Origin of the sequence: Herbidospora galbida, from assembly GCF_005233835.1 — a bacterium.
Lineage (GTDB): Bacteria > Actinomycetota > Actinomycetes > Streptosporangiales > Streptosporangiaceae > Herbidospora > Herbidospora galbida.
The window spans coordinates 140,120-157,865 of sequence record NZ_SZQA01000007.1 but is presented as its reverse complement, the minus strand read 5'-3'; the positions used below and the strand labels follow the sequence as shown (position 1 = coordinate 157,865).

12 protein-coding genes are annotated in these 17,746 nt (G+C 67.8%); 4 read left to right on the top strand and 8 right to left on the bottom strand.

The annotated features are described in order from the left end of the window. The first annotated feature begins 10 nt into the window (after positions 1–10). The gene (locus tag FDA94_RS10280; protein WP_137246819.1) at positions 11–1,216 is read left to right on the top strand and encodes a TIR-like protein FxsC; all 1,206 of its coding nucleotides are present in this window, start codon (positions 11–13) and stop codon (positions 1,214–1,216) included. Beyond that, positions 1,209–5,099, top strand: a complete 3,891-nt coding sequence (gene fxsT / locus FDA94_RS10275) for an FxSxx-COOH system tetratricopeptide repeat protein (protein WP_137246818.1) — start codon at positions 1,209–1,211, stop codon at positions 5,097–5,099. The genes FDA94_RS10280 and fxsT (FDA94_RS10275) overlap by 8 nt, the downstream gene beginning before the upstream one ends. Here fxsT (FDA94_RS10275) and FDA94_RS10270 read toward each other — a convergent pair. The 5 genes from FDA94_RS10270 to FDA94_RS10255 all read right to left on the bottom strand — a co-directional run bounded on the left by FDA94_RS10270 (position 5,096) and on the right by FDA94_RS10255 (position 10,530). Further along, a complete protein-coding gene (locus FDA94_RS10270; RefSeq protein WP_246059728.1) occupies positions 5,096–5,956 on the bottom strand; it encodes an alpha/beta fold hydrolase in 861 nt (286 codons plus the stop codon). The genes fxsT (FDA94_RS10275) and FDA94_RS10270 overlap by 4 nt on opposite strands. Positions 5,957–6,051: 95 nt before the next feature. Further along, entirely contained in the window at positions 6,052–6,186 is a 135-nt protein-coding gene (locus tag FDA94_RS41040; protein ID WP_281286553.1) for a hypothetical protein, read from the bottom strand. A 55-nt stretch (positions 6,187–6,241) separates the two neighbouring features. After that, positions 6,242–7,474, bottom strand: a complete 1,233-nt coding sequence (locus FDA94_RS10265) for an HEXXH motif domain-containing protein (protein WP_137246817.1) — start codon at positions 7,472–7,474, stop codon at positions 6,242–6,244. Between the two features lie 156 nt (positions 7,475–7,630). After that, entirely contained in the window at positions 7,631–9,655 is a 2,025-nt protein-coding gene (locus FDA94_RS10260) for a tetratricopeptide repeat protein (protein ID WP_137246816.1), read from the bottom strand. After that, positions 9,652–10,530, bottom strand: coding sequence for an SIR2 family NAD-dependent protein deacylase (locus FDA94_RS10255; RefSeq protein WP_137246815.1), 879 nt, complete (start codon positions 10,528–10,530; stop codon positions 9,652–9,654). The genes FDA94_RS10260 and FDA94_RS10255 overlap by 4 nt, the downstream gene beginning before the upstream one ends. A 447-nt stretch (positions 10,531–10,977) precedes the next feature. On the opposite strand from FDA94_RS10255, the gene fxsT (FDA94_RS10250) reads away from it, so the two are divergent. Then, positions 10,978–13,515, top strand: coding sequence for an FxSxx-COOH system tetratricopeptide repeat protein (gene fxsT / locus FDA94_RS10250; protein ID WP_246059711.1), 2,538 nt, complete (start codon positions 10,978–10,980; stop codon positions 13,513–13,515). Here the strand turns inward: fxsT (FDA94_RS10250) and FDA94_RS10245 are convergent. The 3 genes from FDA94_RS10245 to FDA94_RS10235 form a co-directional block, all read right to left on the bottom strand. Next, a complete protein-coding gene (locus FDA94_RS10245; RefSeq protein WP_137246813.1) occupies positions 13,484–14,722 on the bottom strand; it encodes an HEXXH motif domain-containing protein in 1,239 nt (412 codons plus the stop codon). The genes fxsT (FDA94_RS10250) and FDA94_RS10245 overlap by 32 nt on opposite strands. Continuing rightward, positions 14,719–15,834, bottom strand: a complete 1,116-nt coding sequence (locus tag FDA94_RS10240) for an FxsB family cyclophane-forming radical SAM/SPASM peptide maturase (RefSeq protein ID WP_281286557.1) — start codon at positions 15,832–15,834, stop codon at positions 14,719–14,721. The genes FDA94_RS10245 and FDA94_RS10240 overlap by 4 nt, the downstream gene beginning before the upstream one ends. A 156-nt stretch (positions 15,835–15,990) precedes the next feature. After that, on the bottom strand, positions 15,991–16,767 hold the full coding sequence (locus FDA94_RS10235) for a hypothetical protein (RefSeq protein ID WP_137246811.1): 777 nt from the start codon (positions 16,765–16,767) through the stop codon (positions 15,991–15,993). A gap of 112 nt (positions 16,768–16,879) precedes the next feature. Between FDA94_RS10235 and FDA94_RS10230 the strand changes: the two genes are divergently transcribed. Continuing rightward, complete coding sequence (locus FDA94_RS10230; RefSeq protein ID WP_137246810.1) at positions 16,880–17,740, top strand: hypothetical protein; 861 nt, start codon at positions 16,880–16,882, stop codon at positions 17,738–17,740. The last annotated feature ends 6 nt before the right edge of the window (positions 17,741–17,746 follow it).

The window sequence follows — 17,746 nt, the reverse complement described above, 5'->3', positions numbered from 1 at the left end:
AGGGAGACGGATGGTCCTGCAGTCAACTCCCCGGCCGCCCGGCCCCTACTTTTTTCTCAGCTATGCTCACACGCCGAATGAAGATCCGAAGGCGAACCGGTGGGTCGCGAAGCTCTTCAAAGACCTGTGCGACATCGTCCTCGAACTCACGAGACTTCCCGATCCGTCGATGGCGGGGTTCATGGACACCGGGCGGCTTCTCACCGGCCATCTGTGGAGCCGGCGATTGGCCGAGGCCCTCGCCACCTGCCAGGTTTTCGTGCCGCTCTACTCCCCGCGCTATTTCGTCAGCCAGAACTGCGGGCGTGAATGGACCGCTTTCGTCCACAGGCTCAACAGTCAGCCGGGATCGGACGACCACCGCCCCGAGGCGATCGTCCCCGCGTTGTGGACGCCGATGCAGCCCGAAGCGCTCCCCCTGGTCGCACGGTCGATCCAGTTCTCCCACGACAAGCTGGGGCCGTACTACCGTGACGAGGGCTTCTACGGTCTGACCAAGCTGGCCATCCGGCGCGCTCATTACCAGAGGGCCGCGCATGCGCTGGCGACACGCATCGTCCAGGTGGGTGAGAGCACGCCCTTGGACCCCATCGAACCGCTCGACTTCCCCTCGCTCGGCAGCGCGTTCGAGGACTTCGACGCGGCGCAGTCGGTGACACTCACCATCGTCGCGCCCGGCCGGGAGAGCTTACCCGCCGACCGCAATCCGTTCTTCTACGGACGCCTGCCAGAGGACTGGAACCCCTTCCGCAACGAAGATCAGCCGCGCTCGCTGATCTCGTACGCCGTGGAACTGGCCACGGCGCACGGGTTCCGCACCGAACTCGGAACGCTGTCGGACTTCAGCCCCGATCTGCTGGCCGGCAAACAACCGACCGGACCCGGCGTCATGATCGTCGACCCGTGGGCACTGACCGATCCGCTGTGCCTCGCCGCGCTGGCCGCGTTCGACCGAGCGGAGTTGCCCTGGGTCAGCGTGATCATTCCGTGGAACCTGAACGACGGAGAGACCGCGGCACGGCAGCCGTATCTCCAGTCGATGTTGCGGGCGACGCTCAGCAAACGATGGTCTGATCTGTCCACCGAGTCGATCGACCACTTCTCCAACTTCAGGCGGGCATTTCCGGACGCGCTGAACCGGGCGGGCAACCAGTTCCTCAGGAAGGCCACGCCGTATCCCCCGAAGGACAGCGGAGGCGGAGGATCCGATGACTGACGGCGAAGGCCAGATCATCACGTTCTACTCCTATAAGGGCGGAACGGGACGGACGATGGCGCTGGCCAACACGGCCTGGGTGCTGGCCGCGAACGGCAAGCGGGTCCTCGTCGTCGACTGGGACCTGGAGTCGCCCGGTCTGCACAGGTTCTACCATCCCTTCCTCGACGACGAGGTCATCGCCTCCACACCGGGCGTGATCGACATCATCAACGAGTACGTGTGGGCGGCCATCCGTCCGCAGCAGCGGGCCACCGACTGGCACCTCGACTACGCCAAGGTGATGCCCCACGCCGTGTCGCTGGAGTGGGAGTTCCCGGGTGAAGGGACCCTCGACTTCATCTCCGCCGGACAGCAGAACCGCGACTATTCGTCGCTCGTGTCCACCTTCGACTGGGACAACCTCTACGACCGCCTCGGCGGCGGGCTGTTCTTCGACGCGATGCGCGCCGACATGAAGGCCAACTACGACTACACCCTGATCGACAGCAGGACCGGCCGCAGCGACATCGCCGACATCTGCACCGCGCATCTGCCCGACATCCTCGTCGACTGCTTCACCATGGCGGACCAGAGTATCGACGGGGCCGCGAAGGTGGCCCGCTACATCGAGGATCGCGTCCGCACCCGGCCTATCCGGATCCTCCCTGTGCCGATGCGGATCGACGACGGCGAAAAGGAGAAACTCGACGCCGGACGCCAACTCGCACGGAGCCGGTTCGACAACCTGCCCGCGAAGATGACTTCAGAGGAGCGCAGCAGGTACTGGGGGGCGGTCGAGATCCCGTACAAGCGCTTCTACGCCTTCGAGGAGACGCTGGCGACGTTCGGCGACGGTGCCGGATCGCCGACGTCGCTGCTGGCGGCCTACGAACGGCTGGCCGGCGCGATCACGGATGGAGCCGTGACCTCGATCCCACCCATGGAGGAGGCGGTCCGCACTCGCTGGCTGGACGCCTTCACCCGGCGCCGGGCCGCAGACCAGGCCGACGTTCTGCTGAGTTACGTGCCCGAAGACCGGATGTGGGCCGACTGGATCGGGTCGATTCTGGAACGGGTGGGCTGCCGGGTCGTCCCCAAGGCCTTGCCGCCCAAGACCCCCGAGCCGCTCCCCGATCCCCACATGCAGTTCATGGCTCTGGTGTCCCCCGCTTACCTGCGTGTTCTCGCCGAGCAGGACGAGGAATCAGGCCCGGCCACCACCGACCTGTTGAAACCACGGTCGCAGATCGCGCTGCGGGTCGCCGAGGTGCGGATTACCGCGCCCTTCGGCGACCACCCCCCGGTCGATCTGTTCCGCCTGAACGTCGACCAGGCGACGGAGGCGCTGCTGCGCTCGGTGGGACGCGACCCGCGCGACTACGCCGTCGACCTGCAGCTGGGGTCTCGCTTCCCCGGCGCCGTGCCGCCGATCTGGAACGTCGGCCCGCGGAACAACACGTTCACCGGCCGCAGCACCGCGATGGAGACGCTCCGCGACCAGCTCGTCGGCCTCAACCGGACGATCCCCCAGCCTCAGCAGATCATCGCCCTGCACGGTCTCGGCGGCGTCGGGAAGACCCAGGTCGCGCTCGAGTACGCGCACCGTTTCCGCGCGGACTACGACCTGGTCTGGTGGATCTCCGCCGAACAGCCCGACTTCATCAACACCGCGCTCGCCGAACTGGCCACCAAACTCGGCCTCCGATACGGCGACAGCGTCGTGGCCGGCGCCGAGGCGGCCCGTGAGGCGTTACGTGTCGGGCAGATGCGCTGGCTGCTCATCTTCGACAACGCCGATCCCGAAGACGTGCAGAACCACCTGCCAGGCGGCGCCGGCCACGTGCTGGCGACCTCGCGAAACCGCGCCTGGGCCGATGTGGCGGCGCCGCTCGAGGTCGACGTGTTCAGCCAGGAGGAGAGCCTGGAGCACTTCAACCGCCGGGTGCCCTCACTCGACCGGGAGGGCGCGCTCGCCGTCGCCGTCGAACTGGGACATCTGCCGCTCGCGATCGAGCAGGCGGCGGCCTGGCTGGCGGAGACCGCCGTACCGGCCTCGGAGTATCTGGCCCAGCTGAGGCAGGGCGCCGAGCTGCTGCTCACCGAGCCGCCGCGTGGTTATCCGCTTCCCGTGGCGCTGACCTGGAACATCTCACTGGCCCGGCTGAAGGAGCGCTCACCGGCGGCGGTCCGGCTGTTGCAGCTGTGCGCGTTCTTCGCCGCGGAGCCGATCTCCCAAGAGCTGATCTACAGCAACGAGATGATGCGGGCTCTGCTCAAGTACGACCCCAGCCTCCTGGGCGAGAAGGTGATGATCGGCCGGCTGATCCGCGAGGTCACCCGGTTCGCCCTCGCCAAGGTCGACCCGGCCACCAACACGATCCAGCTGCACCGCCTGGTGCAGACCGTGATCCGCAACCAGATGACCAAAGAGGAGACCGAATCGACGTCGCACGAGGTGCACGACATCCTGGTCGGCGCACGCCCGACGAAGGGAGACGTCGACGACCCCGCGAACTGGCCGCGCTACGACATCATCTGGCCGCACCTGCTGCCGTCGGAGGCCGAGAACTGCGTGGAGGAGGAGACCCGCAAACTCCTCATCGAACGAGTTCGCTACTACATCCAGCGTGGTGAGTACACCAACGCGCTCGATCTGGGTCAGCGGCTGGCGGACTTCTGGGAGGCGAAGTTCGGCCAGATCGAGCGGCAACGGCTGCTGCTGCTCAACAACGTCAGCAACGCGCACCGCTGGCTCGGCAAGCCGCAGACCTCACTCCGGCTCAGCGAGTGGACCCTGGCCCAGCAGCACGCCCTGCTCGGCGACGACCACCCGCACACCCTGGCCACCCGCGGAACCCTGGGAGCCGACCTGCGGGCCAACGGCGAGTTCGACAAGGCACTCGAGTTCGACCGCAAGACGTATGAGCTGTGGCGGGAGCTCTACGGCGAAGACCACAACAAGACGCTCAACGCGGCGAACAACCTCGCGGTCTCCTACCGGCTGATCGGCGACTGCTTCAGCGCCCGCGATCTCGACGAGGACACCTATGAGCGGATGAAGCAGGTCCTCGGCCCCCTGCACCCGAACACGCTGAGCACCGCCCAGAACCTCGCCCGGGATCTCCGCGAAGTCGGCGACTATCACGAGTCGGCCGAATGGCTGGCCACCACGATCGGCGCCTACAAGGACGCACTCAGCGACGACGACATCGAGTTGCTCCGGGCCGAGAAGAGTCTGTCGGTGTCGCTTCGCAAGGCGGGCCGGCAGGAGGAGGCGTTCGTCATCGCCGAACGGGTGGCCGAGAGGTTCCAGCGGCGATACCCGTCCCACCCCGAGACTCCGGCCGCCCTCCTCGAACTCGCCTCCTGCCGCTCGGCGCTTGAGGACAAGGCCGGGGCGTATGAACTGGCGGAGGTGACCCGGCAGAGGTACGCCGAGTTGTTCTGGGCCGGCCACCCCTACGCTCGGGTCGCCGCCAACAACGTCGCCATCTATCTGCGCGCTCTCGGGCGCCCCGAAGACGCGTTACGGCTCGGCGAGGAGACGCTCGAAGCCTTCCGCCACCACCTCGGCCCGAATCACCCCTTCGCTCTGACCTGCATGATCAACGTCGCCAACTGCCGATCGGACCTCGGCGACCACCAGCGTGCCGAGGCGCACTTCCGTGAGTCCCGCGAGGGCCTCGTCAAGACGCTCGGCGAACGGCATCCCGACACGATCGTCTGTCAGGCCGACCTGGCCATCACCTTGCTCGAGTCGGGTCGCACCGCTCAGGCGGGCGAACTGCAGGCACGGACCCTGGACGCCATGGCGGCGAGACTGGGCGACGCACACCCATTGATCGCGTCCCTGAAGAGCTGGAAGCGCATCAACAGGGATCTGGAGCCACAGCCGATCTAGTCCTGGGTCAGCCAGACCAGGACGTCCGGAAGGATGTCGAGGGCGCCGAAGTGGGCCACCCCGCGCTCGATGCGCAGCATCGCGCCCGGGATGCGCCGCCGCAACCAGCGGGCGTGGCTGACCGGTGAGAACACGTCGTTCTCACCGTGCCACAGGAGCGTGGGCACCTTGATCGCCGCAGGGTCGAACGTCCAGTCGGTACAGAACGCGAGCACGTCGTCCACCCACCCGTCGCTGGAATGGCGCAGCCCCTCGGCGAAGTTGCGGAGCAACATGCGGCGGATGCCGATGTCGGAGACGGTGCGGCGGTCGGACTCCGGCGCCTCCTCGGTGAGCCCGACGATCTTGCCGGCCGGATCGGCCCGGATCTGTGCGGCGGCCGCCCCGAGGCTGGCCGCCACGGCCGACAACCCCACTCTGGCCACGGTGAACTCCCGCACGTTCGAGGCGGTCATACCTTCGAACCAGTCGAGACCCTCGGCTCCTCTGGGCGCCAGACCCACCAGCGCGGCCGCGCGGACGACCCGGTCCCGCAGCAGCGCGGCGCAGCCGAGGGCGTGCGGAGCTCCTCCCGACCGGCCGACGACGGCGAACCGCTCAATGCCCAGCCAGTCGGCCACCGCCGCCACATCGGCCGCTCCGCTGCCGATGGTCCGGCCGGGGTTGCGGTCGGAATCGCCGTATCCCGGCCGGTCGAAGGTGATCAGACGTACGCCGAGACGGTAGAGCACACCGGCCCGGGGGGCCGGTCCGGTTCGGCTGCCGGGTGTGCCGTGGAGCAGGAAGACCGGCCTGCCCGTGGGAGCGCCGCGATCCTCGACGGCCAGTCTTCTTCCGTCAGGCATGACGACGACCACGGTCAAGATTGCCTCCCCGTAACCACATAAATGTGGTTCACCCCGCTTTAGAGTACTTCGCCCCACGGATTTTGGGAGATCCTGGCCACGATCTCCTAATATGCGCTTTGAAATCTGGCGACCGGATCGTCGTCGTCCCGGACGTACTTCAACGCCGGACTGCGGAGCTCCATCTCCAGCAAGTCACGCAGCGGGACTTCCGCATAAGCGGCGATGTCTTCGGAAGACATGAAATACTCCTGTATCGGATTTCCGTAACCGTCGAAACGAGTGTGCACGTTTCATTCAACCCGCCGCTTGGGCGGAGCGATCATTACGCCGTTCCCAGGCCGCGCGGCGGGCCGCCTGCATCTCACGTGCCCGCGCGAGCGCCCAAGATTCCACCGGTTCGTCGATCCAGCGCCGAAGAGTGCCCGCCATCCCTTCGGCGAACTCGGCTCCGGCCGGGGTCAGCGCCGAACCTGACAGCAGTAGGCACGCCGCCTCGTACACCGCCTCCCGCCACTGGGCGAACTCGACCTCAGCACGGTGGGCACACCTCTCATCGGCGGCGTGACGCATCCGCCGCCAGAAACCAGTGACGCCGAGAAAGGCGTACGTGCCGTTGAGAAGGCCCAAGGCAGGACGGGGATCGGGCCGCCAGGGGGCGTAGTAGCGGCCCTGATGGCCCGGCTCGACCAACCGGACGAGGTCGTTGAGGGCGTGGAACTTCACGTGCTGGGTCTCATGGACCAACGTCTCGGCGAGTGACACGGCGTCGGCCGGACGCGACAGGGCGATCGCGCCGAAGGCGTACTTGGACGATTCACTGCGCGGCCGTCCTGCGGGGGCGGAGATCGGGGTGAGCATGCCGATCCCGGTCCTGATCTCCTCCCACGAGGTCTGGTGCCGCTCGATGAGCAGCCGCCACGCCTCCGACAACAGCCGGGACCAGGTATCTCCTCCGTCGAGACGAGTGAGGTCACCGACCCAGCGGTACGGGTCGAGATCGTCGATCACCATCGACTGATCGCCACTCTCGATCCTGGTGACAGCTTGCCAACCCGTGACCGGCCGGCCGTCGGCCAGCACGCCCTCGCCCCCAACCCCGACCAGGCGCGTACCCCGAGCCGGGAAACCCCCTAATGAGGGCAGCGTGACCCAGCCGTCATGAGCCGTCACGGGGAGACGGCACTCCTGGCCGGCCCGAAAAGCCGCGGCCAGTGCCACGGCGGACATCCGACCAGGATCAGCCTCCTGCCGCAACACCTGCGCCGCCCACATCCCCACGGCCGGATAACCGACGACATCGTGGACCGCACGTGGTGTGGCGTCTTCCAGGTCGGCCAGCAGCGCATAGGCGTCCGCGACGTCTCGCCGCCGCTGCGAGATCTGCACCACGGCCGCCAGTAACACGCGGTGTTTGTCGAACTGGGCTGCTTTCAGCTCGGCCATCACCCGGGTGCCGCCGCCTCCGGTCGCCAGTGCCAGAAAGCTCTCCGGCAAAACGCGCCGCATTCTCGGGCTCACGTCTTTCATCGCCGGCCGCGATTCTTCTGCATGGACCGGTGGGAGATGCAAGGCCGCCGTTCGGATGACAATCTCATGATGCCCTTCGCCGCAGGAGACGTTTAAGTCTCCACTTCCCCGGCCAGGACGCTTGATGAGGATATTTATCGGACAGGGCTCGCCCGATTATCGGTCTCCTGACGCGGCGAGCCGCCGCGCCTCGTCTCTCAGATGGCGGGGCAAGGCAGGCGATCGGGCCTTGAGAGCTCGCCGGGCGTGTTCCCTGATCGTCTCGTCGGCCGGATCGTGCTCAGCCTGCACCAGATTGATCCAGGCCGAGTAAAGCCAGACCGGGCCGCTGTCGGGAGCGTCCTCCAGCGCCTCGCGGATCTCCTCCCTGATGGCCGACGCGGGCTCAGGGGCCTCGGCCAGCCTGGCCGCCGCGAGCGCGTGGGCGGCTTTGGTGGACGGCCACTGCAGCGGGCCGGCCCTTTCGAGGTCGGCGAACGCTGCCTCGGACTCCCCCATACTCGCCAAGAACTCCCCGCGGGCCTGGAGCGCGTCGTGGGCGTCACCGTCCTGCTCCAGCACGTCGGTGACCGTGTCGCGGGCGAGCGCGGGGGCGCCGTCGTGCCACAGGGCCCAGGCGAAGGCGGTCTTGATGCTCAGGTCGTGGCTGTATCGGCCCTGCGCGATGTTGAGCTCCTCGACGGCGAGATCCGAGCGCCCTTGCGCGAGCCGCAGCCAGCCCATACCGACCAGCAGGCGCCCCACCGCGTCGAAGGCGCTGAGCGACTCGAACAGCTCCGCCGCCCTGAGGTAGTGGTCGATGGAGGAGGCGTACTCCTGCTCCTGGTGGGCGATGTTGCCCAGGAAGGTGTGGATCTCCGCCTCCAGCCGCCGGTCGCCCCTGACCCTGTCGAACGCCGCCCGCGCCCGCGTCTTCGCCTGTTCGAGGTCGCGATCGCGGAGCGCGAGCTCGGCCGAGCCCAGCAGGTCGTCGGGGTCGGACCCGGACGCGGACAGGTCGACCGGCCCTGCCGCCTGGAGGATGGGCTGGATGAGCCGATCGTGCGACAGCTCGCACCATTCGGCGTCGCGCAGCAGGATGTCGCGCCGTACCAGCGCCTCGACGATCGCGTTGTCCATGCCCACGGTGACGTTCTCCCTGACCCGGACCCTCCGCCGGGTGACCAGTTGGGTGACGAACGTGCGCGCCAGCCACGACAGCAGCCGCCCGGTGTCGCCGTCGAGATGGGCCGCCGCGACCTCCCGGACCATGAGCTCGCAGTAGGTGGTGACCTGCTTGTCGGTGGCCGCGATGTCGCCGACATGGGCCTCGGTGATGGTCCGGACGCCGGGCGGCAGCGAGCGCCACACCATCGAGCAGGCGGCCTGGAGCCGCACCGGCTCGGCTCGGCGGTCACCCGGGGGTGAGTCGGCTGCCAGGTCGCTGAGCAGCCGGTCGACCGCGGACCGGTCGTAGACGCGCCCGGTGCCACGGACGGGTCCGGTGATGGCCTCGCGGGCCTCATCCGGGTCGAAGGCGTCGAGCCGGAGCCGGCGATGGTCGTTGGCGGCCAGCTTGCGGCCGTACGGCATGATCGAGGCGAGGTGGTCGTCGCGGACGCACATGAGCAGCCGGAGGTTCCTGTCCGCCTCAAGCGCCCGTTTGAGCTGGTCGAGGAACCACTCCCGGTAGACCTGGCGATGAGTGAAGCCGTCGAAGAGTTCCTCGGCCTGGTCGATCGCCAGCAGCACCGGCATCGGATCGCCGTACGGATCCTGCCGGGCCGGGCGGCTGCGCAGGTAACCCTCCAGCGTCAGGCCGGCGAGCCGGGCCGGGGACTCATTGGGAGCCCACGCCGTCAGGAGCGCGAAGACGTGGGGATTGTGCTGCGGAGGCAGCGCCGCAGCGGGATAGATCGCGCCGTCGACGACCGGGAACGCGGACCCGTACGACACCCGGCCGACCGGGAGGGTGTCGGTGGTCTCGGGATCGAGCAGCGGCAACACGCCGGCTTGGAGCAAGGAGGTCTTACCCGCGCCGGAAGGACCGTGGAGGATCGTGAGACGGTTGGCCTGCCAGTGGGCGGCCAGGTCGTGAGCCGCCCGCGCCCGGCCGAAGAACCGGTAGGCGTCGTCGGCGCGGAACGCCCGCAGGCCGACGTAGGGCCGGTGCGCCGCCGAACCTCCACTGCCCCGGTTCACGTCGTCATCCGCCCCAGAAGTTGCCTGCTGAACTCTTCGGCCGTCCCCCAGAAAACCGAGACATTCCACTCTCCATAGTGCCGCTCCACCTGTCGTTGCAGCCCTTTCACCGCGGCGGCGTCGCCCGCTGGTGACAACTGCACGCTCAGATGCCGGCGGCGGTTGATTCCCGGCACCGCGCGGGTGAGGCTGTTGAACAGCAGCCGGAAGGTCCAGTCATGCTGGCTGTAGCCGATGAACAACAGCGACCGCGTGGTCAGGGCGCCGAGAATCACTGGCGGGAGCATGGTGGGTTCATCCGACGCACGATCAAAAGCCAGATTGGTGAGGAATTCGAGATGGTCGTCTTCGGTCACCACGATCGACTCCGGCGTTCCCAGGCGTCCGTGCAGGTGATAGACGAGCGGCGCATCGGGCTGTGGATTCCAGCCGATGTTTCGGCGGCGAAGTTCCTCGTCGAATGTGATCCCCGGATTCCACGGACAGAGCATCACGTGGGGATCCTTACCGGCGGCGCGTAACGACCTGACGATGAAGTCGTCGAAATTGGTTGTCAGATAGACCGGCAGCGGGAAACGCGCGAGCATGGCGTGGGGTTCGGCGGGGTCGCCGAAATCGGGAGTGGCGCCGGTGGACAGCGCCTGGCAGATCTTCTCCTTGACGTACAGCGCCTCACCGAACTTCATTTTGCCATATTGGGCGACCTTGACGAGATTTCCCTTGTCGGAATAGGGGTATTCCCACTGGTCGGCCAGGGTCTCACTGAGCTCGGAGCCCGATGGGAGCACTCCGGCGCAGGCCCCGGCTCCCAGAAACGGCGTGCAGGCGCCTTTGGTCAACTGGAAGATCAGACGCTCCCAGTCACCCTCGTCCATGTCGTGCAAAGATCACCTCAGATTCGAACCGGCCCACGGCCGCTCTCTGGCACGTATATACACTCTGATCGCTTGTGGGCCGGTCCGTCGCGTCTGCGGACAGCGTGCTTTAATAGCTGCTTGTGAATCTCGCGACGGCCACGCCTTCGGCGAGTACCCAGTACAGAGCGGGACGCTGCACGCTCATCGCCATGAGATCCCGGAGGGACAGCGATCCGTAATTGGGAATCCCACCGATCTGATTTTCCTGCATGTGCACTCCTCGCACCGTGAGGGCAGGTTACGGGCGTCCTTTTCCCGGCACCCGGACCGGTTCCTCCTCTTGGAGGTTTCCCGCAACGTCACCATGCTTCCTTACGATTCTGTGGTGACCGGGGCAGTGAATCAAGCTCTAGCATTACGGCGTAATCCAAGGTTCCCCATTTGGGACAGGGCCGGAGGTTTTTCGTGGAGCTTTCCCAGGCAGCGCACTCGACTTCCGATGGGGCCCCCCCGGTCTGGGAACGGGTCCCGCCGAAGAATCCCCACTTCACCGGACGAGAAGATCTTCTGCTGGCCCTCCGCGACAACGTCGCCCAGGTGAGCACGGTGGTGCTGGAGCCGAGGGCGAGCGCCTTACAGGGGCAGGGCGGTGTCGGAAAGACCCAGCTCGCGATCGAATACGCCTGGCGTTACCGGCGGCATTACGACGTCGTCTACTGGATCCCCGCCGAGAAACGCGAACTCGTGCCGGCCTCGCTCGCCGCGCTGGCTCCCCACCTCGGCCTGCCGACCAGTGCCGGCCTGGGCATCGAAGAGACGGCCCGCACGGTGAAACGCGCGCTGGAGCGGGGTGAGCCCTATCGCAAATGGCTGCTCATCTTCGACAACGCCGACGACCCGGCCTCGCTGCGCGACTACATCCCCAGCGGCCCCGGGCACGCCCTCATCACCTCGCGCAACCCTCAGTGGGGCAGCCGGGTGCAGACCCTGCGCGTCGACGTGTTCGACCGCGAGGAGAGCAAGACCTTCCTGGCCAAGCGCATCCGCCGGGAGCTGCCCGACGAGAAGCTCGACATCTTGGCAGAGAAGCTCGGCGACCTGCCCATCGCCCTGGAGCAGGCGGGCGCCCTGATGTACGAGACGGCGATGGACCTCGACGAGTACCTTGCCCTGCTCGAGTCCCAGACCACCGGACTGATGCGCATGGGCAGGTCCGACGACTACCCGCAGTCGATGGCGGCGGCCTGGCAGTTGTCTGTGCACCAGCTCCGCACTCGGTTGCCGGAGGCGATCGACATCCTGCGCTGTTGCGCGTTCTTCGGCCCCGAACCGATCCCGCGCGATGTCTTCCGTCGCGGCACCGAGGCCGAGACCCCGCGTATCGCCCCGATTCTCGCCGATCCGCTGCTGCTCACGAAGGCGCTCAGCGTACTCGGCCGGTTCGCCCTCGCGAAGATCGACTCGACCACCCGGACGATCCAGGTCCACCGGCTGATCCAGTCGCTGCTCCGCGAGGAGCTCGACCCCAAGCAGCAGCACGACATCCGGCACGAGGTGCATCTCCTGCTCGCGCACTCCGCGCCCAAGGATCCGGAGGACACCGCGAACTGGAAGGCGTTCGAGGAACTGGTGCCGCACATCGGCTACTCCAACCTGGCCGAGTGCGCGACGCCGGACGTCCGGACCTTCGCGCTCAACACCGTGCGGTTCCTCTACCGAGTCGGGAACTACGAACTGGCCCGCGCCCGGGTCGAGGAGCTGATCGACAAGTGGACCGCGCGCGAGGAGCGCGACGGCCACCCTGACATCCTGGTCGCCAGGAAGCACCTCGGGAACATCCTGCGCGGCATGGGCGAGTACACGCTGGCCTACCAGACCGACCACGACACGCTCCAAGCGATGCGTAAGGAACTGGGGCCCGACCACTCCGAGACGATGTGGGCGACCAACAGCTATGTCAGCACGCTGCGCGCCCGCGGCGAGTTCCAGCGGGCCCGCGAGCAGCGCGGCGAACTGCTGCGGAGATACCAGGACGCCGCCACCCCCGACACCACCGGCATGTTCCGCGTACGCCACAACCTGGCGATCGACCACTCCCTGACGAGCGACTACGTCACCGCCCGCGACATGTTCCAGGTCCTGCTGCGCGACCTCAGCACGGCCCGGACCGGCGTCGGTTCGTCGATGGTGCTGAGCACCTGGAGCGCGCTGTCGAGGGCGGTGCGCCTCTGCGGCGACTACGACATGGCCGTCTACCTCGGGCAGGACTCCTTCGACTACGGCCGCCAGCAGTTCTCGCTCGACAACCACGGCACCCTGCTGGCCGCCAAGGACCTGTCGATCGCGTTGCGACGCCGCGGCGACTTCAACGAGGCGCTCGACCTGGCCGACACGACCTACAACGGACTCCGGCGTCTGCTCGGCCCCCTCCACTCCGACACACTGGCCGCCGGGGTGAACCTGTCCAACGCCCATCGGGCGAAAGGCAACATCGACGAGGCCTACGCCCTGGCGTTGGAGATGACACCTCTCTACGCACGGGTATTCGACGCCGACCACCCCTTCGCCCACACCTCCCGCAGCAACCTCGCGGTGCTGCACCGCCTGCGTGGAGACGCCGCCGAGGCCAGGAGGATCAACCACGAGGCGGCCGAGGCGCTGGCCGTCCGGCTGGGCTGGGACCACGACTATCCGCTGACCTGCCTGATCAACTTGCAGTCCGACCTCGCGGCGCTCGGCGAGATCGAAGAGGCCGTCAAGGGTGGCCGGGCACTGCACCAACGACTCCGCGACCTCTTCGGCGAAGACCATTTCATGACGTTGTCCGCGGCCGCGAATCTGGCGCTCGACCTGCGTGCCGTCGGCTCGGCCGCCGAGGCCGACGCGCTGAAGGCCGAGGTGCTGCGGCGCTACCAGGATCTCGACGGCATCAACCAGCCCGACGCCGTCGCCACCGCGCAGAACCGCCGCATCAATACGGACTTCGATCCTCAGCCGCTCTAGACGACATCTCGTTTCGTTCCTCCCAGGCCCGCCGGCGCGCCGACTGCGCACGGCGGGCTTCGTCGAGCACCTCGGCGCCGACCGGCTCGCCGACCCAGGTCCCGAGTGTGCGGGCCATGTTCTCGGTGAACCGCACCCCCTCGGCGGTGAGCCCTCGCCCGGCGAGCAGCGCCTGCGTCGCCTCGTAGGCGGCTTCACGCCACTGCGCGAACTCGTACTCGGCGCGGGGATGCCCGGCCGCCCGTTCGCGGCGCCAGAATCCGGTCACCCCGAGGTAGGCGTATGCGCCGTTGAGCAGACCGCGGGCTGGGCGGGGATCGGGCCGCCAGGGCGCGTAGTAGAGGTCACCGGTGTCCGGGAGCGTCAGGGGCACGACGTCCATGAGGGCGTAGAGCTTCACGTGCTGGGTCTCGTGGGCGAAGGTCTCGGCGAGCGACACGCCGTCGGACGGGGCCGAAAGGGCGATGGCGCCGAACGCCTCCCGCGAGGACTCGCTCCGGGGCCGCTCGGCGGGCGCGCCGATGGGGGTGAGCACGCTGACGGCGGTGGCGACCTCGTCGCGTACCGTCCAGTGGCGTTCGGCGAGGACGTCCCAGGCCTCACGGAGGCGGGACTGCCAGTCGTCGCGTTCCGGCGCGTCGAGGCGGGGCAGGTCGACGCCGTCGGACCAGCGGTGGGGGTCGAGGTCGTCGAGGGTGACGGTGTAGCCGCCGGCGGTGATCCGGGCGAGGGGGCGCCATCCTTCGACGGGGCGTCCGTCGGCCCGGACGCCTCCGGGGCCGACGCTCAGGTCGAACGCGCCGGTGGCGGGGAAGCCGCCGACCGAGGGCAGGGTCATCCAGCCGTTCCGGGAGGTCACCGGGAGGTGGCATTCGCGGCCCGCGAGATGGGCCGCGGCGAGCGCGACCGCGGCGAGCCTGGCCGGGTCGGCCGCACCGCGCAGGCACTGGGCCGCCCAGGCCCCGACCGCCGGGTAGCGGAGCACCGTCTCGACCGCGCCGCCCGCGCCGCGCTGCAGATCGGCGAGGACGGCGAAGGCCTCCTCCGCCACCTTCACCTCGGGGAACGACTCGACGACGCCGCGCAGCAGCATGAGGTGCCTGCTGAACTGGGCCGAGCGCAGTTCCTCTATGGCGGCGGCTCCCCCACCCCCCGACGCCAGTGCGGAGAAGGCCGCATCGGAGATTCGGTGCGGGAGGATGCTCATCGGTTTCCCCTCATCCGAGCCACGTCTTCCGCGAAAACCCGGTGAATATGGCTGACCAGGGCGTAGAGGTCGGGACAGTAGACGCTCGGATTCCGGAATCCGGAATTCTCGTCGTAGCGGTGGGCATAGAGGCCGCCGCCGCACGCCGTCACGACGTCGCATTCACGACAGACCGGCGAGAGCGCCTCGATGCCGATCTGCCGGGCCACCAGCGAAGGAAGTCTCAGAGCCGCGTCAAAGGGGTCGCGGAGCACGTGCAACGGCGTGGCGGAAGCCCCGTGATATGCGGATTTCAAAATATCGGACTGTTCTATGGAACCGTCGGTCTCCACCACCGCCAGGAGCGCCGGGGAAAGCCCGATCGATTCGCTGCGCGACGGTCGTCCGGTTATCAGGCGGAGAATCTCGGTGAAAAGCCGGACCTCGGTTTCGGCGGTGCGATACCAGCGGTCGAAGATCGGAATGAGCCAGTCGGCGTAGGGGGTCGACGACGACCCCGCGTCGCGGAACGGCGGCGGGGTCGACCAGTTGCCGTGCGGCAGCAGGAAGTCGACGGCCGGCGGGTCGAAGGTCAGCAGCGCCTCGAAGGTCTTCAGGGGGTCGTTGCGGACGTCGATCGTGCACAGCAGGCCGCTGAACAGGCCGTGGTAGCGGCTGCGGGACAGGCGCCCGATGGCATCGCTGACCAGGTCGTAGCTGCCCCGCCCGTCGCGGAACAGGCGGTGCCGGTCGTGGGCGACGGCGTCGCCGTCGAGGGAGACGCCGACCCGGATGCCGAGCTGTTCGAAGAGTTTCAGGAACTCCTCGTCCAGCCGCATCCCGTTGGTCTGGATGCTCACGTTGACCGCGCTGCCGGTGTCCATCTCCCGCCGGATGGCGCGCACCACGTAAGCGATGAAATCGGGGCCGGCCAGCAGCGGCTCTCCCCCGTGGAGGATGACGTCGACCTCGGTCAGCCCGTGGGTCATCGCGTGTTCGCCGATGCGCTGGGCCACCTTTTTCGCGATGGCCTCGGACATGCGCCTCGGCTGGTTGCGCCAGTTCTGGTCGGCCATTTCGTACACGTAGCAATGGCGGCAGGCGAGGTCGCATCGGCTGTGAATCTTCAGAATGAACTGGCGGAAGGCATGCGGTTTCCACCCCGTCGCCAGGAGGGCCTCGACGTCGAGGGATGCCGGAAATGGCCGTTGTCCCCATTCAGGTAACGTGATCGCGGTCCCCTTCGCCCTGTCGGCGCCGACCTGACGTACCTCCGCGATTACTGTCTCTCACGGCTTTTCCCGTCGCGTCAAGATTTCCGGTACGGACGCCGCTTCCCACACCCGGTCGAACTGCTGGACCCAGTACCGATACCAGCGCTCATTACGCCCCGCCACCAACTCCAGATGCATGCGCGACGACGTCGACGGGTTATGGACCCCGTGGAATTCCACGATCACTCGCCCGTGTGGCGTCTCCGGGTCGACGAGCACCAGCGAGAACCCCGGGTTGTACGGAAACAGCCGGTAGGAGAAGGCTCCCTCGGTCCGCCACCCCGCGATCAGTTTCAGGCGTTCCAGGGTCGACGTCAGCGACTGCGGCAGCCGCTGGATGGGGAACTCCAGCGAGTCGTCGAGTTGCCGCGAGGCGATGGCGATCGCGGCGGTTTCCGCGGGGTCGAGCACCACCACGCGCACCGATCCGTTCCGGCGGGTCAAGACGGTCTTGCGCAGCAGTTCGCAGGTCTGCGGCGAGAGCAGGTTGACCGCCGAGGGCGCGAAGACGCGGACGTCGCGGGCGTCGCGGAGGAGCGGGGCGAGCGGGGCCTCTTCGAAGGCGCTGCGGTCGTGCAGGAGCTCGACGGGAGACGGCGACGTGGGGACCAGGGTCAGCCGGTAGATGAGGAGGCCGACGCCCGACAGCAGGACCGCCCATCGCAGGTTCTCGTTCAGCTCGTCGCTCACCAGTGACAGGATCGCGAACGAGAACACCGTCAGGCTCAGGGCATACGTGTCGAGGTGGTTGCGGGCCTTGAGGTCGCCGACGAGGCGACGCCACCACGTCACGACCCTTCATATGCCCGTTTATGGAGCTAAATCCACCCGCTAGAGTCTTGCCACTGCGCGTGTTCCCGTGATGACGTAGGCGCATAAGGGACGAACTCTAATTGGGGGTCTGGTGCTGTTCGGCCTGCCTCCGGGGCGGCAGTTGCGTGCCGCCGGAGGGCTGGCGCTCGCGGCGGCGGGGCTTCTGGTCGCGGGGGCCTTCGTGAACTCGCGGGCCGTCCAGCAGGTCGCGGCGCCCACGGAACAGGTGCCCCGGATCGACGCCGCCGCGCGGGAGCGGGAGCAGGCCGCCACCTGGGTGGCGCGGCAGGTCAAGGGGATCGTGGGGTGTGACGCACCCGTTTGCGCGCTGCTCGCCACGCAGGGGGTCGAGCCCTCGCGGCTGCTGCCGTTACGCGGTCAGGAGGAGGTGCTGAACGCCGACGTCGTCGTGGTCACGCCGGCGCTGCGGGAGCTCTTCGGCCCGGGGCTGGAGCCGGTCACCGCCACAGAGCCCCTCGCCACGGTCGGGGCCATCAGAATCGTCCAGGTCACGCCGCAAGGAGTCGGCACGTTCGCGAAAGCACTGGAGCGTGACAAGCGCGATCGGCGCGACGCCGGGCGTGAACTGCTGGCCAACCCCCGGCTGGCGGCGACGCCCGCCGCCACCCGGCAACTGGCCGGCGGAGAGGTCGACGCGCGGATCCTGGTGTCACTGGCGGCGCTCGCCGCGTCACACAGGCTCTATATTCGGGGGTTCGGGGACGGCGGCGCCGACCCCCGCGAGGTCCCGTATCGAACGGTCGAAGTCTCGTCCGTCGACGGGAGCGAGCCGACCAGCGAGTCGGTTTCCGGGATCATCCGGTTTCTTGAGGCACAAGAGTCACGATTTCATCCCATTGAGGTGAATATCGCTCGACCGGTCGACGCAGTGTCAACAATCCTGCGCATACGGTACGCAGCGCCGAGCCCCACCGGCTCGTTGACCTCATAACGGAGC

Bases quoted from the DNA above. Each gene is read 5' to 3' on its own strand.
- FDA94_RS10255 (WP_137246815.1), bottom strand. From the start codon at position 10,530: ATGGACGAGGGTGACTGGGAGCGTCTGATCTTCCAGTTGACCAAAGGC.
- fxsT (WP_137246818.1), top strand. From the start codon at position 1,209: ATGACTGACGGCGAAGGCCAGATCATCACGTTCTACTCCTATAAGGGC.
- FDA94_RS10245 (WP_137246813.1), bottom strand. From the start codon at position 14,722: ATGAGCATCCTCCCGCACCGAATCTCCGATGCGGCCTTCTCCGCACTG.
- FDA94_RS10280 (WP_137246819.1), top strand. From the start codon at position 11: ATGGTCCTGCAGTCAACTCCCCGGCCGCCCGGCCCCTACTTTTTTCTC.
- FDA94_RS41040 (WP_281286553.1), bottom strand. From the start codon at position 6,186: ATGTCTTCCGAAGACATCGCCGCTTATGCGGAAGTCCCGCTGCGTGAC.
- FDA94_RS10265 (WP_137246817.1), bottom strand. From the start codon at position 7,474: ATGAAAGACGTGAGCCCGAGAATGCGGCGCGTTTTGCCGGAGAGCTTT.